General features: G+C 59.2%; 12 protein-coding genes. 4 read left to right on the forward strand and 8 right to left on the reverse strand.

Annotation, left to right across the window (positions count from 1 at the left end; translation table 11 throughout):
• The 4 genes from HZB49_RS16780 to HZB49_RS16795 are packed head-to-tail and all read right to left on the reverse strand — an operon-like array spanning position 1 to position 7009.
• On the reverse strand, positions 1–1239 hold the full coding sequence (locus tag HZB49_RS16780; protein ID WP_291613281.1) for a polysaccharide biosynthesis C-terminal domain-containing protein: 1239 nt from the start codon (positions 1237–1239) through the stop codon (positions 1–3).
• Positions 1236–3260 (reverse strand): alginate lyase family protein, encoded by a 2025-nt coding sequence (locus tag HZB49_RS16785; protein ID WP_291613282.1) that lies wholly within the window; start codon positions 3258–3260, stop codon positions 1236–1238. Before HZB49_RS16785 ends, HZB49_RS16780 begins: the two co-directional genes overlap by 4 nt.
• Positions 3247–5289 carry an asparagine synthase (glutamine-hydrolyzing) gene (asnB, locus tag HZB49_RS16790; RefSeq protein WP_291613283.1) on the reverse strand — a complete coding sequence of 681 codons (2043 nt, stop codon included), beginning with the start codon at positions 5287–5289 and terminating at the stop codon, positions 3247–3249. The genes HZB49_RS16785 and asnB overlap by 14 nt, the downstream gene beginning before the upstream one ends.
• Positions 5290–5320: 31 nt before the next feature.
• Entirely contained in the window at positions 5321–7009 is a 1689-nt protein-coding gene (locus HZB49_RS16795; RefSeq protein WP_291613285.1) for a glycosyltransferase, read from the reverse strand.
• 225 nt (positions 7010–7234) lie between these two features.
• On the opposite strand from HZB49_RS16795, the gene HZB49_RS16800 reads away from it, so the two are divergent.
• Entirely contained in the window at positions 7235–9001 is a 1767-nt protein-coding gene (locus HZB49_RS16800; RefSeq protein ID WP_291613286.1) for a hypothetical protein, read from the forward strand.
• On the opposite strand, the gene HZB49_RS16805 is transcribed toward HZB49_RS16800, so the two are convergent.
• From HZB49_RS16805 to HZB49_RS16820, 4 genes are all read right to left on the reverse strand, one after another.
• Entirely contained in the window at positions 8998–10299 is a 1302-nt protein-coding gene (locus tag HZB49_RS16805; protein ID WP_291613288.1) for a hypothetical protein, read from the reverse strand. The two genes, HZB49_RS16800 and HZB49_RS16805, sit on opposite strands and share 4 nt — an antisense overlap.
• A 386-nt stretch (positions 10300–10685) precedes the next feature.
• Positions 10686–11783, reverse strand: a complete 1098-nt coding sequence (locus HZB49_RS16810) for a DegT/DnrJ/EryC1/StrS family aminotransferase (RefSeq protein WP_291613290.1) — start codon at positions 11781–11783, stop codon at positions 10686–10688.
• A gap of 10 nt (positions 11784–11793) precedes the next feature.
• A complete protein-coding gene (locus HZB49_RS16815) occupies positions 11794–12258 on the reverse strand; it encodes an acyltransferase (RefSeq protein ID WP_291613292.1) in 465 nt (154 codons plus the stop codon).
• Positions 12255–13316 carry a Gfo/Idh/MocA family oxidoreductase gene (locus HZB49_RS16820; protein WP_291613293.1) on the reverse strand — a complete coding sequence of 354 codons (1062 nt, stop codon included), beginning with the start codon at positions 13314–13316 and terminating at the stop codon, positions 12255–12257. The genes HZB49_RS16815 and HZB49_RS16820 overlap by 4 nt, the downstream gene beginning before the upstream one ends.
• 316 nt (positions 13317–13632) lie before the next feature.
• Between HZB49_RS16820 and HZB49_RS16825 the strand changes: the two genes are divergently transcribed.
• The 3 genes from HZB49_RS16825 to HZB49_RS16835 all read left to right on the forward strand — a co-directional run bounded on the left by HZB49_RS16825 (position 13633) and on the right by HZB49_RS16835 (position 17070).
• Positions 13633–14862: a hypothetical protein gene (locus tag HZB49_RS16825; protein ID WP_291613295.1), complete on the forward strand. Its 1230-nt coding sequence runs from the start codon at positions 13633–13635 to the stop codon at positions 14860–14862.
• Positions 14863–14988: 126 nt separating this feature from the next.
• Positions 14989–16122, forward strand: coding sequence for a dTDP-glucose 4,6-dehydratase (gene rfbB, locus HZB49_RS16830; protein WP_291613297.1), 1134 nt, complete (start codon positions 14989–14991; stop codon positions 16120–16122).
• Between the two features lie 225 nt (positions 16123–16347).
• On the forward strand, positions 16348–17070 hold the full coding sequence (locus HZB49_RS16835; protein WP_291613299.1) for a class I SAM-dependent methyltransferase: 723 nt from the start codon (positions 16348–16350) through the stop codon (positions 17068–17070).
• Positions 17071–17109: the final 39 nt, after the last annotated feature.

Genomic DNA, 17109 nt, shown 5'->3' on the forward strand with positions numbered 1-17109 from the left:
CTAGCAGGCCCCAACTCTCTTCCGCGACAGCACCTCATACAAGAGCAGCGCCAACACCAGCGCATAGCTGAGCGCAATCGATAGCGAAACACCTACGCCTGCCCATTTCGGAGCGAGCCAGTAGCTCAAGCCGGTTTGCACGATAAGACCGATCAGCCAGGCGAAAACCTGGATTCTTGGAAATCCTTCGGCCGACAAGTACTGCGAGACGACGGTGACGAGCGAGACAATCAGCACCGAAGGCAACAATGCTTGCGTCAACACAGCAGCCCTCGCGAACGAATCGCCAAAGAGCACTTGAATGATCCAGGGAGCAAGAGCAGCAACGGATCCCAGGACTATCGTCATGATGACGGCAACTCCCCAGAACGTTCGCCACAACGTCGACCACCGCTGATCGCTCTCCGCGCGAAGAAACTCAGGGAAGAGGAGCAACCCGATCGTGGATGGAAGCATCGTCAGCCCGTCTGTGAGTTGCGAAGCGACCGAAAATTGCCCCACCTCTTCGATACTACCCTGATGATGAAGCGCAAACGCGCCTACACGAGCCATGATGAAGCCGAACATGGTGGCGAGGTACACTCTCGAGGCGAAGAAAATGCCGCTTTCGAACAATTGAAAGTCAAACCTCGGATAAGGCGGTTGACCGCCGAGTATGCAGTAAGCGCCATAGATCATTGGAAGCGCGACTGAAATTGCTGCACTCAAGAGAAAAATCGTCAACGTCCCAAACGGGGCAAAGGACAGCGTGGTTACGAGTGCCACAAGGCTGTAAGCAATCGTCAACCCATTGAACAATCGCACACGCCCCAAGCCCAGCGCGAGGTTATTGACCAGTACGGCGAACAGGAAGATCGGAGAAAGAAGAACAGCTACCAGCGAAATCGGTCCCAACGCTGGGCCAACGAGGCTGCTCAGTCCCGCCAAATCAGGCCATCCAAAAGCCAATGCAATTGGCAGGGTAACAATTGGTGCGACGATGAAGGACACAAGAAAACTGTTCATCATCAACCGACCGGCCAACTCGTGCCGGTTCGCCACCAAGTAGGTATTTGAGGACTGCAAGCCCAGGTTCGCAATCTGCGATCCGATCTGGGCGATTGCAAGTATCAGGAAATAACGTCCCCGCTCTTCGGGTCCAAGAATTCGGGCGGTGATTACACTGACCGCAAAGGGGCCCATCATCGCCAGCAGGCGCGCCAGCATTGTGGTGGCGATGTCAGCGATAAATTGGGTCATGACCCCGAATTTGCTTTCGAAGGCGCGGGCTGGATCGCTAGATGCAGAGAGGCGGGCAGCGACCCGGTTCGTCGCCATACCAGGCGCTTTGACGGGACGAGCACGCCGTAGCTCGGTGAGATCGTGGTCGGCTCAACCTCGAGTGTCCATCCCTCACCCTCCGCGACAATAATGAACTCGCGGTCATCTGATTGCAAACCCACCCGGGTTCCAAGCAGCGTGACAGAAACTTGCGGAGCCAGATGAAGCGGCACCGTCAGTTGTCGGAAACCTTCGCCTTCAATCCTGTCGGCTACATCAAGACAGCCGGTTTCCTTTTCGAGCCTTATCGTTCGCTGAACCTTGATTCCAAGGCGTTGATAACCGTGATGTCTCCCGACCAACACATCTTCGACCTCGTTGCTGCGCCACGACACGCACTCAGCCTTCGCATCGTTCTGCATGTTCCACAGATCGTTCGGGTCAAATCGGTTGATTTCCTCCTGGCCAACCTGAGGCGTGTTGTGCGAAGCGGTGGAGCGAAACTCATTTCGCTTCTCGAAGGACGCCGTATAAGCGAACGAACCCCGATCCACCACGAGTAGCGCACCATTGAGGCGCGCCTCGAATGACAGTGCATCGTTATGCCCATGACCGCCGCGTCCGGCCAGCCCCACGGGGCCGCAATCGATGAACACATGATGATCGTTGTGCCGCATGATATATACGCCACCCGCGGTAAAGGCGGTGGATGGCACCGACCTGGACAAGGCCGTGGACAGCGCAGCAAGCTTGTTCGGACCCGTAATCCAAATCAATTCGGAGACGGATCCGTTGAACTTTGCCGCCAGTTCGTCATTTCCAACCGCGATCCCAACCAGCCCAATCAGATAGCGGTGGTCTCCAAGCTTTTGTCCGCCGAAGGGCAATGCCCTGGCATCGTCCGCATCACCCCAAAGCGGGCTTGTTCCATCCTCGCGCGAGTAAGCCGACGCAAACTGCCCCATAGCGCAAAGCCGTTTCGCGTAGGCCGTCGGTACAGTCTCACCAACGGCTTGCCCGAACAACGCCGGCCAGGCAAACAACTCGCAAACCAACCGGTGATAGGCCACCGATGCCTCATAATCGACCCCATCGTCGAAGACTTGCCTTTCGATCTCCGCCCGAAGGCCCGACCAGCCGATGTCGCGCCAGCGCCGGGCATCGCCAACTTCACCGAAGAAGTATCCGGCCATCACGAGTCCGGCGAGATCCGCCGTGTAATGGTTTCCGTTGATGTCGGCCACTTCAATATGCCGTCGTGTGAAATCGCCGTGGAGGTAAAGGCAGGCAAGAAAGCGAACTCGAAAATGTTCATCGCGCCACGCATTGCTGCCTGCAAACACGTGAAACAGCCAGGTCCATGTGAAGAGCCGCATTGCAGCTTCCATCGTGCATGACCAGTTTACCGTGTATGCCAGCGGATTTGCCGATATCCATTCCATCAGCACGTCGCGGGCCGCTCCCGCGTATCGTTCGTCACCGGTCAGCAAGTAGGCCTGCCCTGCCGGTATCAGCCATTGCAGCCGCGAAATCTCCCACGGCACCTTCACGTCGCTTGGGCGGTCACGATTGACATAGTCGATCGAGCGCGCAAATGCCGAGGGCCAATCCATGCCGACGCGGTAATCACGTGCCCAGTCGATCGGCTTTCCCAGTGCGACGGGCCCTGTTCCCAACACATCGACGATCCGTCGGCATGCCTTCTCCGCCGCATCGAGAATGCGCACGCTTTCGCCAGGCACGAGCTCATCGAGCACCCTGGCCTCGATTGGAGCGGTCCAGGCCGGAAATGGCGCTCCGCGCAGTCGCGACCACAGTTGATCTACCGAAGTTGCCTGCGCCAAGGCGAGCAGCCGACTTTTGCCAAGGCGGCGTTCCCGAACCGGCGCCAGCCACCGGTCAATTTCCCGCTCACCTTCATGCAAGGCGCGACGCGCAACGTAGCCCGGAGACTTACCGAGAATCCTCCTGATGCGCTTCGTCGTCTCAAGCAACCGCATCGGCCAGCTGCGAAGTGTCTACCGCCTTGCGGTCGATCCACAAATCGTACCACGCGGTCAAATTGTAGATTGCCCAAAGATAGAGACTTGCGTCCATGCGTCCGGAAAAATGCCAATCGAACAGCTTTTGGATGTAAGTTGCGTTCAGCAAGCCACGCCTTAGCAGACCGGATGACAATACGCTTGAACGGACTGCGCGACCAAAATCGGTACGCATCCAGTCACTCATCGGTGCCCCGAAACCCATTTTCTTCCGATAGAGAATGTTGTCAGGAATGATGCCTCTCAACGCCTTCTTGAGAAGATATTTCGGCTCATCGCCTCTCGTCTTCCATTCTTCCGGGATGTCCATCGTGAACTCGATCAGCTTGTGGTCGAGAAACGGAACGCGCGCCTCGAGTGATTCCGACATGCCAATCTTGTCTACTCGCATCAGCAACAGTTCCGGCAAGCGAAGCCTGAACTCGAGATGAACCATGCGCGTAAGCGGATCCGAATTTGGGTACGCCGCGTCGAATGGATCCAGAAAGCTGCGAACGACGTTGAAGCTGTCGGCCTTGAGATATTCCGGATCCAGAAGCCCGTCCACGTTCGCAGGCTGGCCGCCCAAAATTCCGGAAATTCCACCGATATCCACCAACTGGCTCTTCATCAGGTCCGGAAACACCATCGCCCCCGACCAGAAGTGCTCACGGCTGCGAGCGGCCCGATCGATAATGTCAGCATAGACCGGCAGGCGCGGGTGCACTCCGGACAACAAGCTGGCCGTGCCGGCGGCCAGGCGCTGTGCGGAATGCGGCAGGTACTTCCGGAACGGTGTCCAATAGCGGTGATACATCCTCAGGTAGGCCATGTAGCCCGCATAGCCGCAAAACTGCTCGTCCGCCCCTTCGCCGACCTGAACGACCTTCATGCCGTGATCGTGCGCCAGCTTGGACACGAAATAGAGCGGGATGCATACCCAGTCGGCAATTGGCTCATCCTGGGAATAGATCATCTTCGGAAGGTAGTCGATCATCTCCTTCCTGCTGATGGCAATCTCATGGTGGTTGGTACCGAATTGACGTGCGATCTGGCTGGCAGGGTCGAATTCGTTCAAATGGCGATAGTCGCTGAAGCCGATCGTGAAGGTCTCGACCGGACGCGTCGAGAACTCGCTCATCAACGCGACGTTGGCAGACGAATCGACGCCTCCCGAAAGGAACACTCCCATCGGAACGTCCGACATCATGCGCTTTTCGACGCTCGCTCGAAGGCGATCCTTGATTCCGGAAATATAGAAATCCTCGAGCGCCTGGTCAGAGAGGCCTGCGATTTCCCTTGGATCAATCCCGGCGCCCGGCACCGCGTCCCAATAGCGCGACACTCTGGCCTTTCCAGAACGATCGATCGTCAAACTGCAGCCGGCCGGCAGCTTGTAGATGCCGCGCATCATCGTCATCGGCGCGGGCGTCGTCAAGAACGACAGATAGTGATACATCGCATAAGGTTCGATCTCCGGAGAAAAATCCGGATGCTCGACGAGGGCTTTCATCTCGGAAGCGAATGCGAAGCAACCTCCTATCCGCGCAAAGTAGAGCGGCTTCACCCCGACCCTGTCTCGCGCAAGGGAGAGCACGCCCCTCCGCTCGTCCCAAATTCCGAATGCGTAATCGCCTTCGATGCGATCAAGGAGACCATGAAGGCCCCACTCCTCGTAACCATGGACAAGTACTTCCGTGTCGCTATGGTCAGTACGGAATTTATGGCCGCGGGCGACGAGTTCGGGCCTCAGTCTGGCGTGATTGTATATCTCGCCGTTGAAAGTAATGACGACCGACCCATCCTCGTTTGGCATCGGCTGACTGGCGGAAACGTCGAGGTCGACGATCGAGAGCCGGCGGTGGCCAAGCCCAATCCTGCGATCGGGGGAAATCCAGTCTGCGCCACCGTCCGGGCCCCGATGGACCATGGCGTCGCGCATGCGCTTGAGTACGACGCCGTCCACGCCGCCTGCCCCGCACAGCAAAATCCCGACTATCCCGCACATTCAGAGTGAACCCGTTTCTCGAGAGGCGCCATCAGGGAACATCCCGCTTCCTGAGGAGCAGGCCGTTCTTGGACATGGCCGCAAGTATCGCATTTACATGCTGCTTCCAAGTGTATCTGCTCAAGACTTCCCGTCGCGCCGCCCGCGCCGCCCGTATCGCAGCCGGCTTGTTTTCCACTACCTGTTTTAGAACCTTTTTGAAATCCCGTGCATTACCCGGCTCGAACAGGAATCCGCAAGGCTCGCCTGCGCCAGGCGGCAATTCGCCAAGTTCTGACGCCCCCCTTCCTGAAACCACACCCTCGATCTGTCCGAGCGCCGCGGCGATGATCGGCTTCTCCATCGCCATGTATTCGAACAGCTTCGTCGGCGATCCGAAAAACCGCGAGCCGTCCTTGTTGGGAACGTGCGGCGATACCAGGATGTCGGCTGAAGCCAGATATCTGGCAGCTTCCGACTGGGGCACCAACCCGGTCAGCGTCGCGAATCGGGATATTTGTGACGATCCGAGCAACTCGCGAACAACCGGCATCTTCAGGCCATCGCCCACCAGTAGGAAATGAATCTTGCCATGCTCGAGCCAGTCGCGATCATCGCGCACGAGATCTCCGATACACTCGGCCAGGAATTCCACGCCGTGCCATTGGCCAAATGTGCCGATGAAGCCCACGACCAAAGCGTCCTCTTCAATCCCGTAGCTCTTCCTGAGGTTGGCCAGCTCTTCCGTTGCGAATCTTCTCGAATCAAAGGCGTTGGAGTCGACGCAATTCGGATACACGACAATGCGACGATCGGGAATTCCGCGACGCCGGAGATCGTGAGCGAGTTCATCGGACACCGTCACGAGAAGATCGGCGCTCGATAGCGCCGCGGTCTCAGCCACGATGGCCGCGTCGTGCAATACCAGCCGCGTACCCCAATTTGCTGCCGTCCATGCCTCGGAGCCGTTGAATTCCAGCACTACCGGAATATTCAGCTTTCGTCCCAGATCGGCCCCGCTGAAATTGTGCAGCGAAAAACGCTGGTATATGAATGACCAGGGCTTCGCCATGTGCATCGATAGCAGCTCTCTGTCGATGCACTGCGCGTATCGATAGAAATTGAGCTCCGGTGGGATTGCCAACAAACTTTCCGGCCGAAGCTTCAATCCCTGGGCGCCTGGCCGGGCCGTCGGAATGTCCTTCACGCTCGCATAATCGACTTCGAATCCGCAGTCGATGAAGCCATCAATCACACCGGCCGTATGCCCGATCGAACCGCCGACCGGCAGCCCGAGCGATATGTTCGCATCGAGAAACAGGATCCGCGATCCGGCGGCCGGAGGAACATTCCTCGGCATCTCGCTCGCGAGGATGGCTGCGGCACGTCGTCGGGCGCGCAAGAGCGATAATCGTGACGCCAGCGTGTCGTAGACCACTCTCGCGAGTTGACGCACAACCAGCCAACGGCGCAAGGGCTCGACCCGCAGATCGGGCCAAATGATCTCGATCGAACGCGCACGTGTAAGCGACGCTGCAATGGAAAGGGGACCGACCAAAGCCGCCGTCACGTCGCCTTCCACCGCGATAACGAGCTTTTCCGTCCGGATAGCGCGAAGCTCCCGGATTCCCGCCACCAAAGGAAGTTTGCGCAGATTGGCGGCGTCAAAATAGAAACTGGCGGCTCCGCGAACCGTCTCGATCCCCGTCGCGAATTGTTGAGTAAGCGGATGAAAGCTCATCACTACAAGTCTGTGCGATGGCGCGACCGCGGCGCTATGTTCGGGCATTCAGCGGAACTTGGCCAGTTGACGTCGAAATACCAAGCGAACTGCCTGGTTCGCTTGGTTGTGCACTTCCAGGTTGATGACGCCCCCGCTTGAACATTTCGACCGCTCTTCGGATATCTCCGTGGAGGAGAGATTTGCCCCCTTGGCTATCGAATGATAATTGGCAGAGAATCCGCCATGCCGCAACGCAATTGCCACGACGCATCCCGGAATTCGCGATATGTCGCCCTCCTCGCGGCAGGCTTTCTCGCGCTTGGTTTGTGGCAGCATCTATACTTCTCGTACTCCGTCGATCAACTGACCTTCTTCAAGAACGCGTTCGACGAAGATACCTACCTGCTGCATCCCTTTGGTCCGGGTGGAATCCGTCCTGATCGCCTGCTTTCCGGAACCCTTGTTTCCGGACTGCTATGGCTCTTGCAGGGATCTCACGGCCTCGCACTGGCCGTGCTCGACACATTCTTCCCTCCCCTCATATTCCTTGCGGCCTATTTCGTTGGCGCCGCGATTTTCAGGGAGATCAAGGCGCGCTGCCTTTTTGCAATCCTCCTGGCCCTCGCACCCGATCTGTTTTCACTCGGCAATGCAGCCTCCTATCCGGGTCCGTTTCCAACTCTCGACCAGTTCAGGGCACTTTTCGGGAAGACTCTGGTTCCCCCGATTGAGACGTCGTTCCTTGCACTCTATCGCTCTCCGGAACCACAGATCAGCTACGCCATCGTATTCTGCCAGATCGGCCTGTTGCTTCGCTTCATTTTCAATGAAGCCCGGCCAGCAGCGTTGGGGACGATTCTTGGATTGGCCGTCTCCCAAGCGCTCACGATGATCTGCTACCTGATTGTAGCCTATCCGCTGCTTGCGTTCGAAGGCTTTGCCGCATTTCTGCTCGTGCTTTCGGGACGCGTGCGAAAGGCTGTAATTCTTGGCTTCCTGCTCACCATATCCATCCCTGCGATATACGCCTCCGTTCGCCTTGGATCAGGCGGTCCGACGACAGGGGCAACAATGCTTTTTCAGAGCCGAATGCCCGAGATTACCGTCGGCGTCCTGTCAGCGGCGATGCTCGCGCTGCTATCCGGGATCATGCTGCTGCAGCGCAAATCCGACCTTCGACTGATCGCTGCATTTGCTCTCGCGATCGTCCCCCTCGCCATCATGAATCAGCAGATCGTCACCGGATGGATGATCAGCGGCAGGGATTGGGAGCGATTCATCAACTTGTCTTTCGTCGTGGTCTCGGGCGGGATACTGCTTTCGCTCGTGAATCGCCGCCGGGATTGGCAAGGTCCCGTAACCGGAGCGGCGATAATCATCACCTTGGTCTTCTCCACCTTATCCTCGATGCGAACATACAATCTTTGGTTGGCCGATAATCTCAAATCGGTCGCGATAGCGCGCGCCATAGAAGCGGCCGACACGCTCGGTCGCGATACATTGCTGGTGTTTGAAGAACCTGAATATGCTCCTCTGGTCTCGCTGAGAACACGACGTTCCTACCGTCCGCTCCTCGACTACACGGAAGTGTTCAAGAATCCGATTCCGGCGACACCGGAATTCAAACCCACACCGTTGTCGGCATCATTGTTTGAGTATTGGCGGCAGACCAACGTGTCACCCGCGACTGCGCAAGAAATCCTGCAGCGCGAAGCCCTTCAAAAGAGTGGATACTATTCGGGATTTATCTTCAACATCTGCGAATATTGGTCGCCATGCACCGATGGTCGCAACGTACAGACGGAAAAGATATTCAGGGCTCTGCCCTCCGTCATCACCTCGTATGAGAAATCGTCGAGGGATTCCGGCGCAGGTGAAATACCGAAAGCCACTGCAGGCAGACACTTTGCGCACGTTCTATCCAAGTCGCCGGTCCCGTCCGGGGCATTTGCGAAAATTGGTGAAGGCCGCGCCGGACCTTTCATCGCGGGTATCTGGGTTCAAAATTAGCCCTGCAAACCTTCGCCTGACTTGTGTGCGTTGACGGCAGCGCCACTCAGGCCCAAGAAGAGATACAATAGCGCCCCGACTTCTAGCCCTCCATATGCCATCGATAAGAGTGTTGTGAAGATCAGTGAATATAACACAAATCGAGCCCCGACATTCTCACGTGCCAATGGCCAGACGCGCAGCAGCGCCAGAACAATAAGTGCGGTGAATACCAATCCGCCAATCCACCCAAATTCGATGGCCGCTTGCAATAGTGAGTTGTGAGGGCTCGCCCGGCCAAGACAGGCTGATCTGAAGGACGCCAGACCGGATCCGAAGAAACCGGATGATGGAACCTGCATGATGGCGTCATTTAGCAATGCTCTGCGAATTGCTACCGAATTGTTGTACGAACCCGACCCAAGACAAGAAGCTAGGGCGGCGGACACAGGATCCTTGGCGACTTCCGCCTTATCTACTAGTTGCGGTCGACCAAGAATGTCGCGTTCGACGTGAAGCGCCGTAACTCGATAATTTGCGGTTAGGCCCGTTAAGATAGCTACTCCGAGCGTCGTCATAACTATTAGAGCGACCTTCCGCTGGCTGATAACGGCCGCAACCGCGAAAGTTGCAGCCAATACAGCGAATACAAAGCGAACCTGCGATGCCGCAAAGATAGCGGCCGGAACGAACAGTCCAATACAGGTGCGAATGACATGTCCTGAGCTCATTGAGCTGGACACCACACTGATGGCAAGGAAACAAAGCGAAATCGAGAAAAGGGTAGCAGCATGACCGAACCCGAGCACGACGGGCTTGCCAATCATAAATCCCGTCTGCTCGACCAGCGCGATGCTTGTGGCGATCGCTCCCGCGGCAACTATCGCACCGGCGGTTGCGACGAATGTCAACTGCGGCTGCCTGACGGCAAGGAAACGGGCAGCCGGATAATGTAGCAGCGAGAGAACAAGCAATTGCAGCTCTTTGATCGGGGGAATGCCGTTCATCAGGGTCGCCACGCAAATGCAAATAACGAATCCAACAAACAGACCATCGATAATATTCGGACGAAACTCCGCAGGGTGACCGCAGAAGAACAGGGCAACTGTCAGGACAAAGATTATGGCCGCCGTTAGGACCGGATTCCCCGTGATACCTATTGCTCCATACAGCAATACGATGATTGCTCCCGACGAAACTATGACCGCCAACAGAAAGTCCTGACCGGAAAAGGAACGGCGAAGGCCGGCCAGCATGCCTTTCACCACCTCCCTCATCGGCATCGAAGCCTTCTCAGCCCAAGACAAGCGGGCGTACATTTCTCACTTGCGGATGGGGATTTGTTGGCCGTCATGTCGCCCGATACTCGAAAACGGATATCTAGCCGCGCCCTTCACAAATGAGAGTTCGCTCGATATCTTGATAGTCACATCCGCGGATCGTCTGTGGTTCAGCACTACTGGCACTTCGCTGCAGTTGCAAGGTCCCAACATCGCCGCCATCCATGACGCGCACTGCACGGGCGGAACTATTTTGCAAATCTGCGACTTCCCATCTGCCGGTGCACTCTCATTTGAGTGCGCGATCTCCGCTCACGCGACAAATGAAATCAGCGGCATACGAAGACGAAGGGCTATCCTGCTGAAATAGACGCCCTTCGTTGATCACACTGCACGCTGGACACGGACCTCCCGCTTCGGACCGCTCAGAATTCGCGCACCAGCCGGATCACCTCGTCCTGCTGCTCGCGCGTGATCTCGGCGAACATCGGCAGCGACAGGATCTTGCCCTGATCGGCGAAGGCGTTGGGGAATTGCTCGGGCCGGTGCTCATAGCGTCCGTAGGCCGCCAGGAACGGCAGCGCCGTCGGATAATTGATGCCGGTCTGCACACCGTAGGCGGCAAGATGCGCGGCGAGCGCGTCGCGGCGCGGATGCCGGATGGTATAGAGGTGATAGACGTGGTTGCGCTCGGGCGCGACGGCCGGCACCGTCACATCCTCGATCTGGTTGAGACCGGCGTCATAGATCTTGGCGGCGTCCTGACGCGCCTTTGTCCAGGCGGCGAGATGCGGCAGTTTCGCCGACAGGATCGCGGCCTGCATGCCGTCGAGCCGGCTGTTGATGCCCTCGATCTGGTGCAGGTGCTTCACCAGCCCGCCATGGCGCGCCAACATGGTCATGTGCTCGGCCAGCGCAGCATCGTTGGTGACGACGGCGCCGGCATCGCCCATCGCACCGAGATTCTTGCCGGGATAGAACGAATAGGTGGCCGCCTGACCGAAGCTGCCGACCGGCTGGCCCTTGTAACGCGCCAGATGCGCCTGCGCACAATCCTCGATCACCCAGAGCTTGTGCCTGTTCGCGATCGCCATGATCGCATCCATGTCGGCGGGCTGGCCGTAGAGATGCACCGGAATGATGCCGACCGTGCGCGGCGTGATCGCAGCCTCGATCGCCGCGGGATCGATCGTGAAGGTGATGCCGTCGGTATCGCAGAACACCACGGTGGCGCCGGCATGGGTGATCATTGCGGAAGTGCTGATCCAGGAATGCGCCGTCGTGATGACCTCATCGCCGGGCTTGACCTTGAGAGCCTTCAGCGCGAGCCAGATCGCGTCGGTGCCGTTGGCGCAGGAGACGCAGTGCTTGACCTCGGCGGCCTCCGCGAACTCGCGCTCGAACCGGTCGACATGGGGCCCGCGGATGAACGAAGAGTCGCCGATCACGGAGGCGATCGCGCCGTCGATCTCGCTCTTGATGCTCTGGTACTGCAGCTGCAGGTCGGCGAAAGGCACCGGCATGATGACGTCCTCACTTCCCGCGCAGGCGGCGCGCCGGATTGCCGGCATAGATGCCGGGTTCGGTGATGTCTTTCGTCACCACCGCGCCGGCGCCGATGACGACATCGTCGGCGATGCGCACCGGCAGGATGGTCGCGTTGGAACCGATCGAGACGCGGTTGCCGATCACGGTTTCGCGCCACAGTTCCTTGCGGCCGCCGGAGGGCCCGCCGCTGGCAAAGGTGTCGTTGATGAACATCACGCCGTGGCCGACAAAGCAATCCTCGCCGATGGTGACAAGCTCGCAAATGAAGGCATGCGACTGCACCCGCGTGCGCGCGCCGATCACGGCGCCCTTCTGGATCTCGGTGAAGGGACCAATGAGGCAATCGTCGCCGATCCTGCAGCCATAGAGGTTGCAGGGTTCGACCACCCTGACGCGCGCGCCGAACTCGACGTCGCGGATGCCGGCCTGATGCAGTTCCGGGGCGTTCACGAGGCGACACCGAGCCGGCTCAGCCGCGGCGTGAAGCGCAGCGGCACTTCCTGTCCGGTCTCGATCGACTCGTAGAGCGCGGAGATCAGTTCGAGGCTCTTGCGGCCCTCGAGCCCGTCCACCAGCGCCGCGCGCTGGCTGGTCAGGCATTCGATCACGTGCTGGTAATAGGCTTGGTGGCCGAAGCCGTAGACATTGGGCGGGTTGACCGAGAACTTTTCGATGACGTCCTTGTCCGACGGCAGCTCGTCGACGAAACGCCAGTGCCGGATCTGGTTCACGGCAAAGCCCGATATCTCGACCGTCCCCTTCTCGCCGAGGATAGAGAGCGAGCCCTCGAGATCGGTCGGGCGCGCTGCGGTCGTCGCCTCGATGATCCCGAGCGCGCCGTTCCTGAATTTCAGCGTGGCAACCGCCGTGTCCTCGGTCTCGATCTTGGCCAGCGCCGTAATGGCGCGGGCATGCACGCTGACGACGTCGCCGAAAAACCATTCCAGCATGTCGACGTGATGGCTCGCCTGGTTGGTCAGCACGCCGCCGTCATAGGCCCAGGTGCCCCGCCAGGCGTCCTGGTCGTAATAGGCCTGGTCGCGGCACCAGCGCACCCGCACCGTACCGAGGATGAGGCGGCCGAACCGGCCGGCCTCCAGCGCCTCGCGCGCCTTGACCACCGGGACGTTGAAGCGGTTCTGCTTGACGATGAAGAGCTTGACGCCGGCCTCGTCGCAGGCGCCGATCATGGCGTCGGCATCCTGCAGCCGCAGCGCCATCGGCTTTTCCACGACCACGTGCTTGCCCGCCTTGGCGGCGGCGATGACGTGCTCCGGATGCATGCCGCTCGGGGTGAGCACCGCGACCGCGTCGATGTCCTTGCGCGCCAGGAAGTCGTTCATGTCGTAATGCGCGGGCACGCCGAATTTCGTCGCGATGGCGTCGGCGCGCGAGCGAATGGGATCGCAGACCGCGACCAGGCTCGCACCCTCGATGTGGTTGCCGCCCAGGAGATCGGAGTGGCGCTTGGCGATACGCCCGCAACCGAGCAGGCCGAATCTGATCATTGGGCTTCCTTTGCGGCGGTCACGGTCCGTTTCGCGGCTCTCTCCGGGCGAGCGGGCCGGCACAGATCAATGTCTATATTCAAGAAAGTCACAGCAAATCAAGGCGTTTGACGTCCCCTCGAAATCCGGGGGCGGCCGGCCAGGACCTTGAAGACGGGCCTGGATCGCGCGCAGGCGCCCAGGTTGTGCGGCCGTGGCGATTGGGCTATCCCGCACGACACACCTCTTGCGAACCTCAATGGCCATACATACTCAGCCCGATCGGGAGCGCTTCAGACTGGGGCTTCTCGCCTGCATTCACGTCGCGATATGCTTGGTGTCCCTCATCAGCGTCGCTTACTACCGCAATCCCGGGGCCTACGATCCCCACATCTTTCATATCTTCTTCTACGTCACCCGGCTGCCGTTGGCCATTCTGACGGCGGGTGCCTTTGCAATGCTTGTTTCGGCGTTTGTATTCGCACGTTTCAGCTTCGGCTATTTCGTCGCCTTCTATTCCTACACCATGGTGCTGAGCTATATCTGGCTCAACAACTTCACCGACCTGAACTACGACCACCGGCTGGCGGGATTCTCCGCCGCCGCGGCCGCGATCGCCTTCATGCTGCCCACGCTGCTGATCTCGACGCCGATACGGCAGGTCTATGCGCTGTCCGGACAGGCGTTCGATCGCCTTCTCGTCGGAATCCTGCTGCTGAGCGCCGCAACGGTCGTCGCCGGGGCTACGTACAGTTTCCGGCTGGTGGGCGTGGAGGATATCTACCAGTTTCGGGACAAGATTCAGTCGCCGGTCCAGCTGAACTACCTGATCGGGATCGTCAGCAGCGCGCTGCTGCCGTTTGCTTTCGCCGGGTTCCTCGCCCGCAAGGCCAACTGGCGCGCAATGGCCGCCCTGTTTCTGATGTTGTGCCTGTATCCGGTTACGCTGACCAAGCTCGCCCTCTTTGCGCCTTTCTGGCTTGTCGGCATCTTCATCCTGTCCAGGCTCTTCGAGGCTCGCACGGCGGTCATCCTGTCATTGCTGCTGCCGATGTCTGCCATGCTGTTACTGGCCGCGATGCTCGGTGAAAAGGCCGCACTGCCCATCTCGGTCGTCAACTTCCGGATGATCGCGGTTCCGGCAGTTGCCATGGACGTCTACTCCGACTTTTTCACCCGGCAACCCCTCACTCATTTCTGCCAGATAACGCTGTTGAAGCCGTTCATGAACTGCCCCTATCAGGAGATGCTCGCGGTGGTGATGGAACGCGAATACAAGCTCGGCAATTTCAACGCCTCGCTGTTTGCGGTCGAAGGCATCGCCTCCGTCGGATTCTATCTGGCGCCTGTCGCGGTGCTGGCATGCGGATTCATCGTTGCCATCGGCAGCCGGGTCTCCGCCAGCCTGCCGCCGCCGTTTATCATGATCTCGGGAGCCGTTCTTCCCCAGGTTCTGCTCAATGTGCCGCTGTCCACGGTGCTGCTGACACACGGCGCGGGGTTGCTGTTCCTGCTGTGGTACATCACGCCGCGCAGCATCTTTTCCGAAGAATCCCAACCGGCATGAGGCCGCTCGCCGGACGGCAGCCGCCGCCTTGCTGGATTTTGCCTGTATTGACCGCCTGAATCCGAGCGACTACCACTCCGGCTCGGACAGCGGATAAGCTGCCGGGAGTGTCAGCGAGAGATTTCGATGCACACCGTCCTGATCACCGGCGGCGCCGGCTTCATCGGCCAGAACCTGGTTCATGCATGGCGCGATGCACGGCCCTCCGACCGGCTGGTCGTCATCGATGCCATGACCTACGCGGCCAATTTGCGCAGCCTCGAACCGCTGATCGCCGAGCGCAGCATCGCCTTCGTCAGGGGCGACATCAACGACGCCGCGCTGATCCGGGCGCTGTTCGATGAGCATCGCTTCACGCGTGTCGCTCATCTCGCCGCCGAGTCGCATGTCGATCGCTCGATCGATGACCCCGAGGCGTTCCTGCAAACCAATGTGCTGGGAACCTTCACCCTGCTGAAGTCCGCGCTCGACCATTGGCGCGAAGCGGCATTACTGGACCGCAGCCGTTTCCTGCACGTGTCGACCGACGAGGTCTACGGCTCGCTCGGTCTCGACGACCCCGCCTTCACCGAGGCCTCGCCCTACCGGCCGAACTCACCCTATGCCGCCAGCAAGGCTTCCAGCGACCACCTGGTGCGCTCGTTCGTGGCCACCTACGGCATGCCGGCGCTGATCACCAACTGCTCCAACAATTACGGGCCCTATCAGCACCCGGAAAAGCTGATCCCGCTGATGATCATCCACGCGCTCGAGGGCAAGCCGCTGCCGATCTATGGCGACGGCTCCAACGTGCGCGACTGGCTGCACGTCTCGGCGCATTGCGAAGCGCTGATCAACGTGATCGAGCGCGGCCGCGTCGGCGAAACCTACAACATCGGCGGCGGCAACGAGCGCAACAACCGCGACGTCGTCGGCCTGATCTGCGACACGATCGACCGCGCCTTTGTCGCGGACAGCGGGCTTTCGGCTCGCTTTCCGGCCTGCCCCGCGGCGAGCGGGAAAGCCTGCCGCTCGCTGATCTCGTTCGTCACCGATCGGCCCGGCCATGATCACCGCTACGCCATCGACGCGCGCAAGCTGGAAAGCGAGCTGGGCAGCCGCAGCCATGTCGATTTTTCCGACGGCATCGGCCGCACCGTGCACTGGTATCTCGACCATGAGCCGTGGTGGCGCGACATCACCTCCGGCGCCTACGAGGCCTGGATCGACAGGAACTACGGTGCCCGAAGCGTCATCCAGGCGAAGAACCTCAGAGCATGATCTGATGCCAGGACCACACGGCTTCGCTGCGCATCGTCGCAGGCATCTACTTCCGATAAATTGAATAGCTATCGCGTTCCGTCTGGACAGCCCAAATCAGCTTGATACTGCTCGGGAAACTCGATCTTTCGCGCAACAGAAGCAGCCTGCGGCGAGCGCACGCTGCTATTGGCCGTCGGGGCGAGACTTTGCTATCATAATGGCAGTATGGTTGGACGAACAGATATGTCGCTGCAAAGCCAGGAACTTCACAATCTCTACGACAACTACTACACGGAAGTGGTCGCGAAGAAGCGCGCCATCGCGGCGATCCAGTCGGTCGATCACCTCGATGCCCTGACAGGCGGCAATCTCGGATCTGTCCTTGATGTCGGCAGCGGCGAAGGAGCAGTCCTTCAGGAACTTGACCGGCGCGGTTCGGCGAGAACGATCGACGCGGTTGAGATTTCGGCATCCGGAATAGAGCGCATTAATTCCCGGCATCTGGCCTCTCTTCGCTCGGTCAAGTCGTTCGATGGCTACACCCTTCCCTTCCCGGACAAGACCTTTGACACTGCAATTGCGATTCACGTTCTGGAGCATGTCGAACACGAGCGACTTTTCCTGCGGGAAATGGCTCGTGTCGCACGCCGGGTATATGTTGAAGTCCCGCTGGAACATACCGTTCGCCTCAAACGGTCTATTGCCGCCGGAAGACCGTTCGGCCACATCAATCACTATACTCACGCGCGATTTCTGAACTTGCTCGAAACCTCCGGACTTGTTGTGCAGCGTTCCCGGGTATTTTCGAACTCACTTCCCTACGAGCAGTTTCTTGCCGGAACCACAAAAGGTTCGATCAAGCACGCCATCAGGTCGGGCCTGCTGAAAATTGCTCCCGGCGTTGCTTCCAATCTGATGGTCTATCTCGGCGCGGCGGTTTGTGTGCCGCAGTCCACAACGTCGTAGTTGCCTTGATCGATTGGAAGCGCTGCTCGCGGAGCTTCG

The sequence above is a fragment of the Bradyrhizobium sp. genome (assembly GCF_016219575.1).
GTDB lineage: Bacteria > Pseudomonadota > Alphaproteobacteria > Rhizobiales > Xanthobacteraceae > Bradyrhizobium.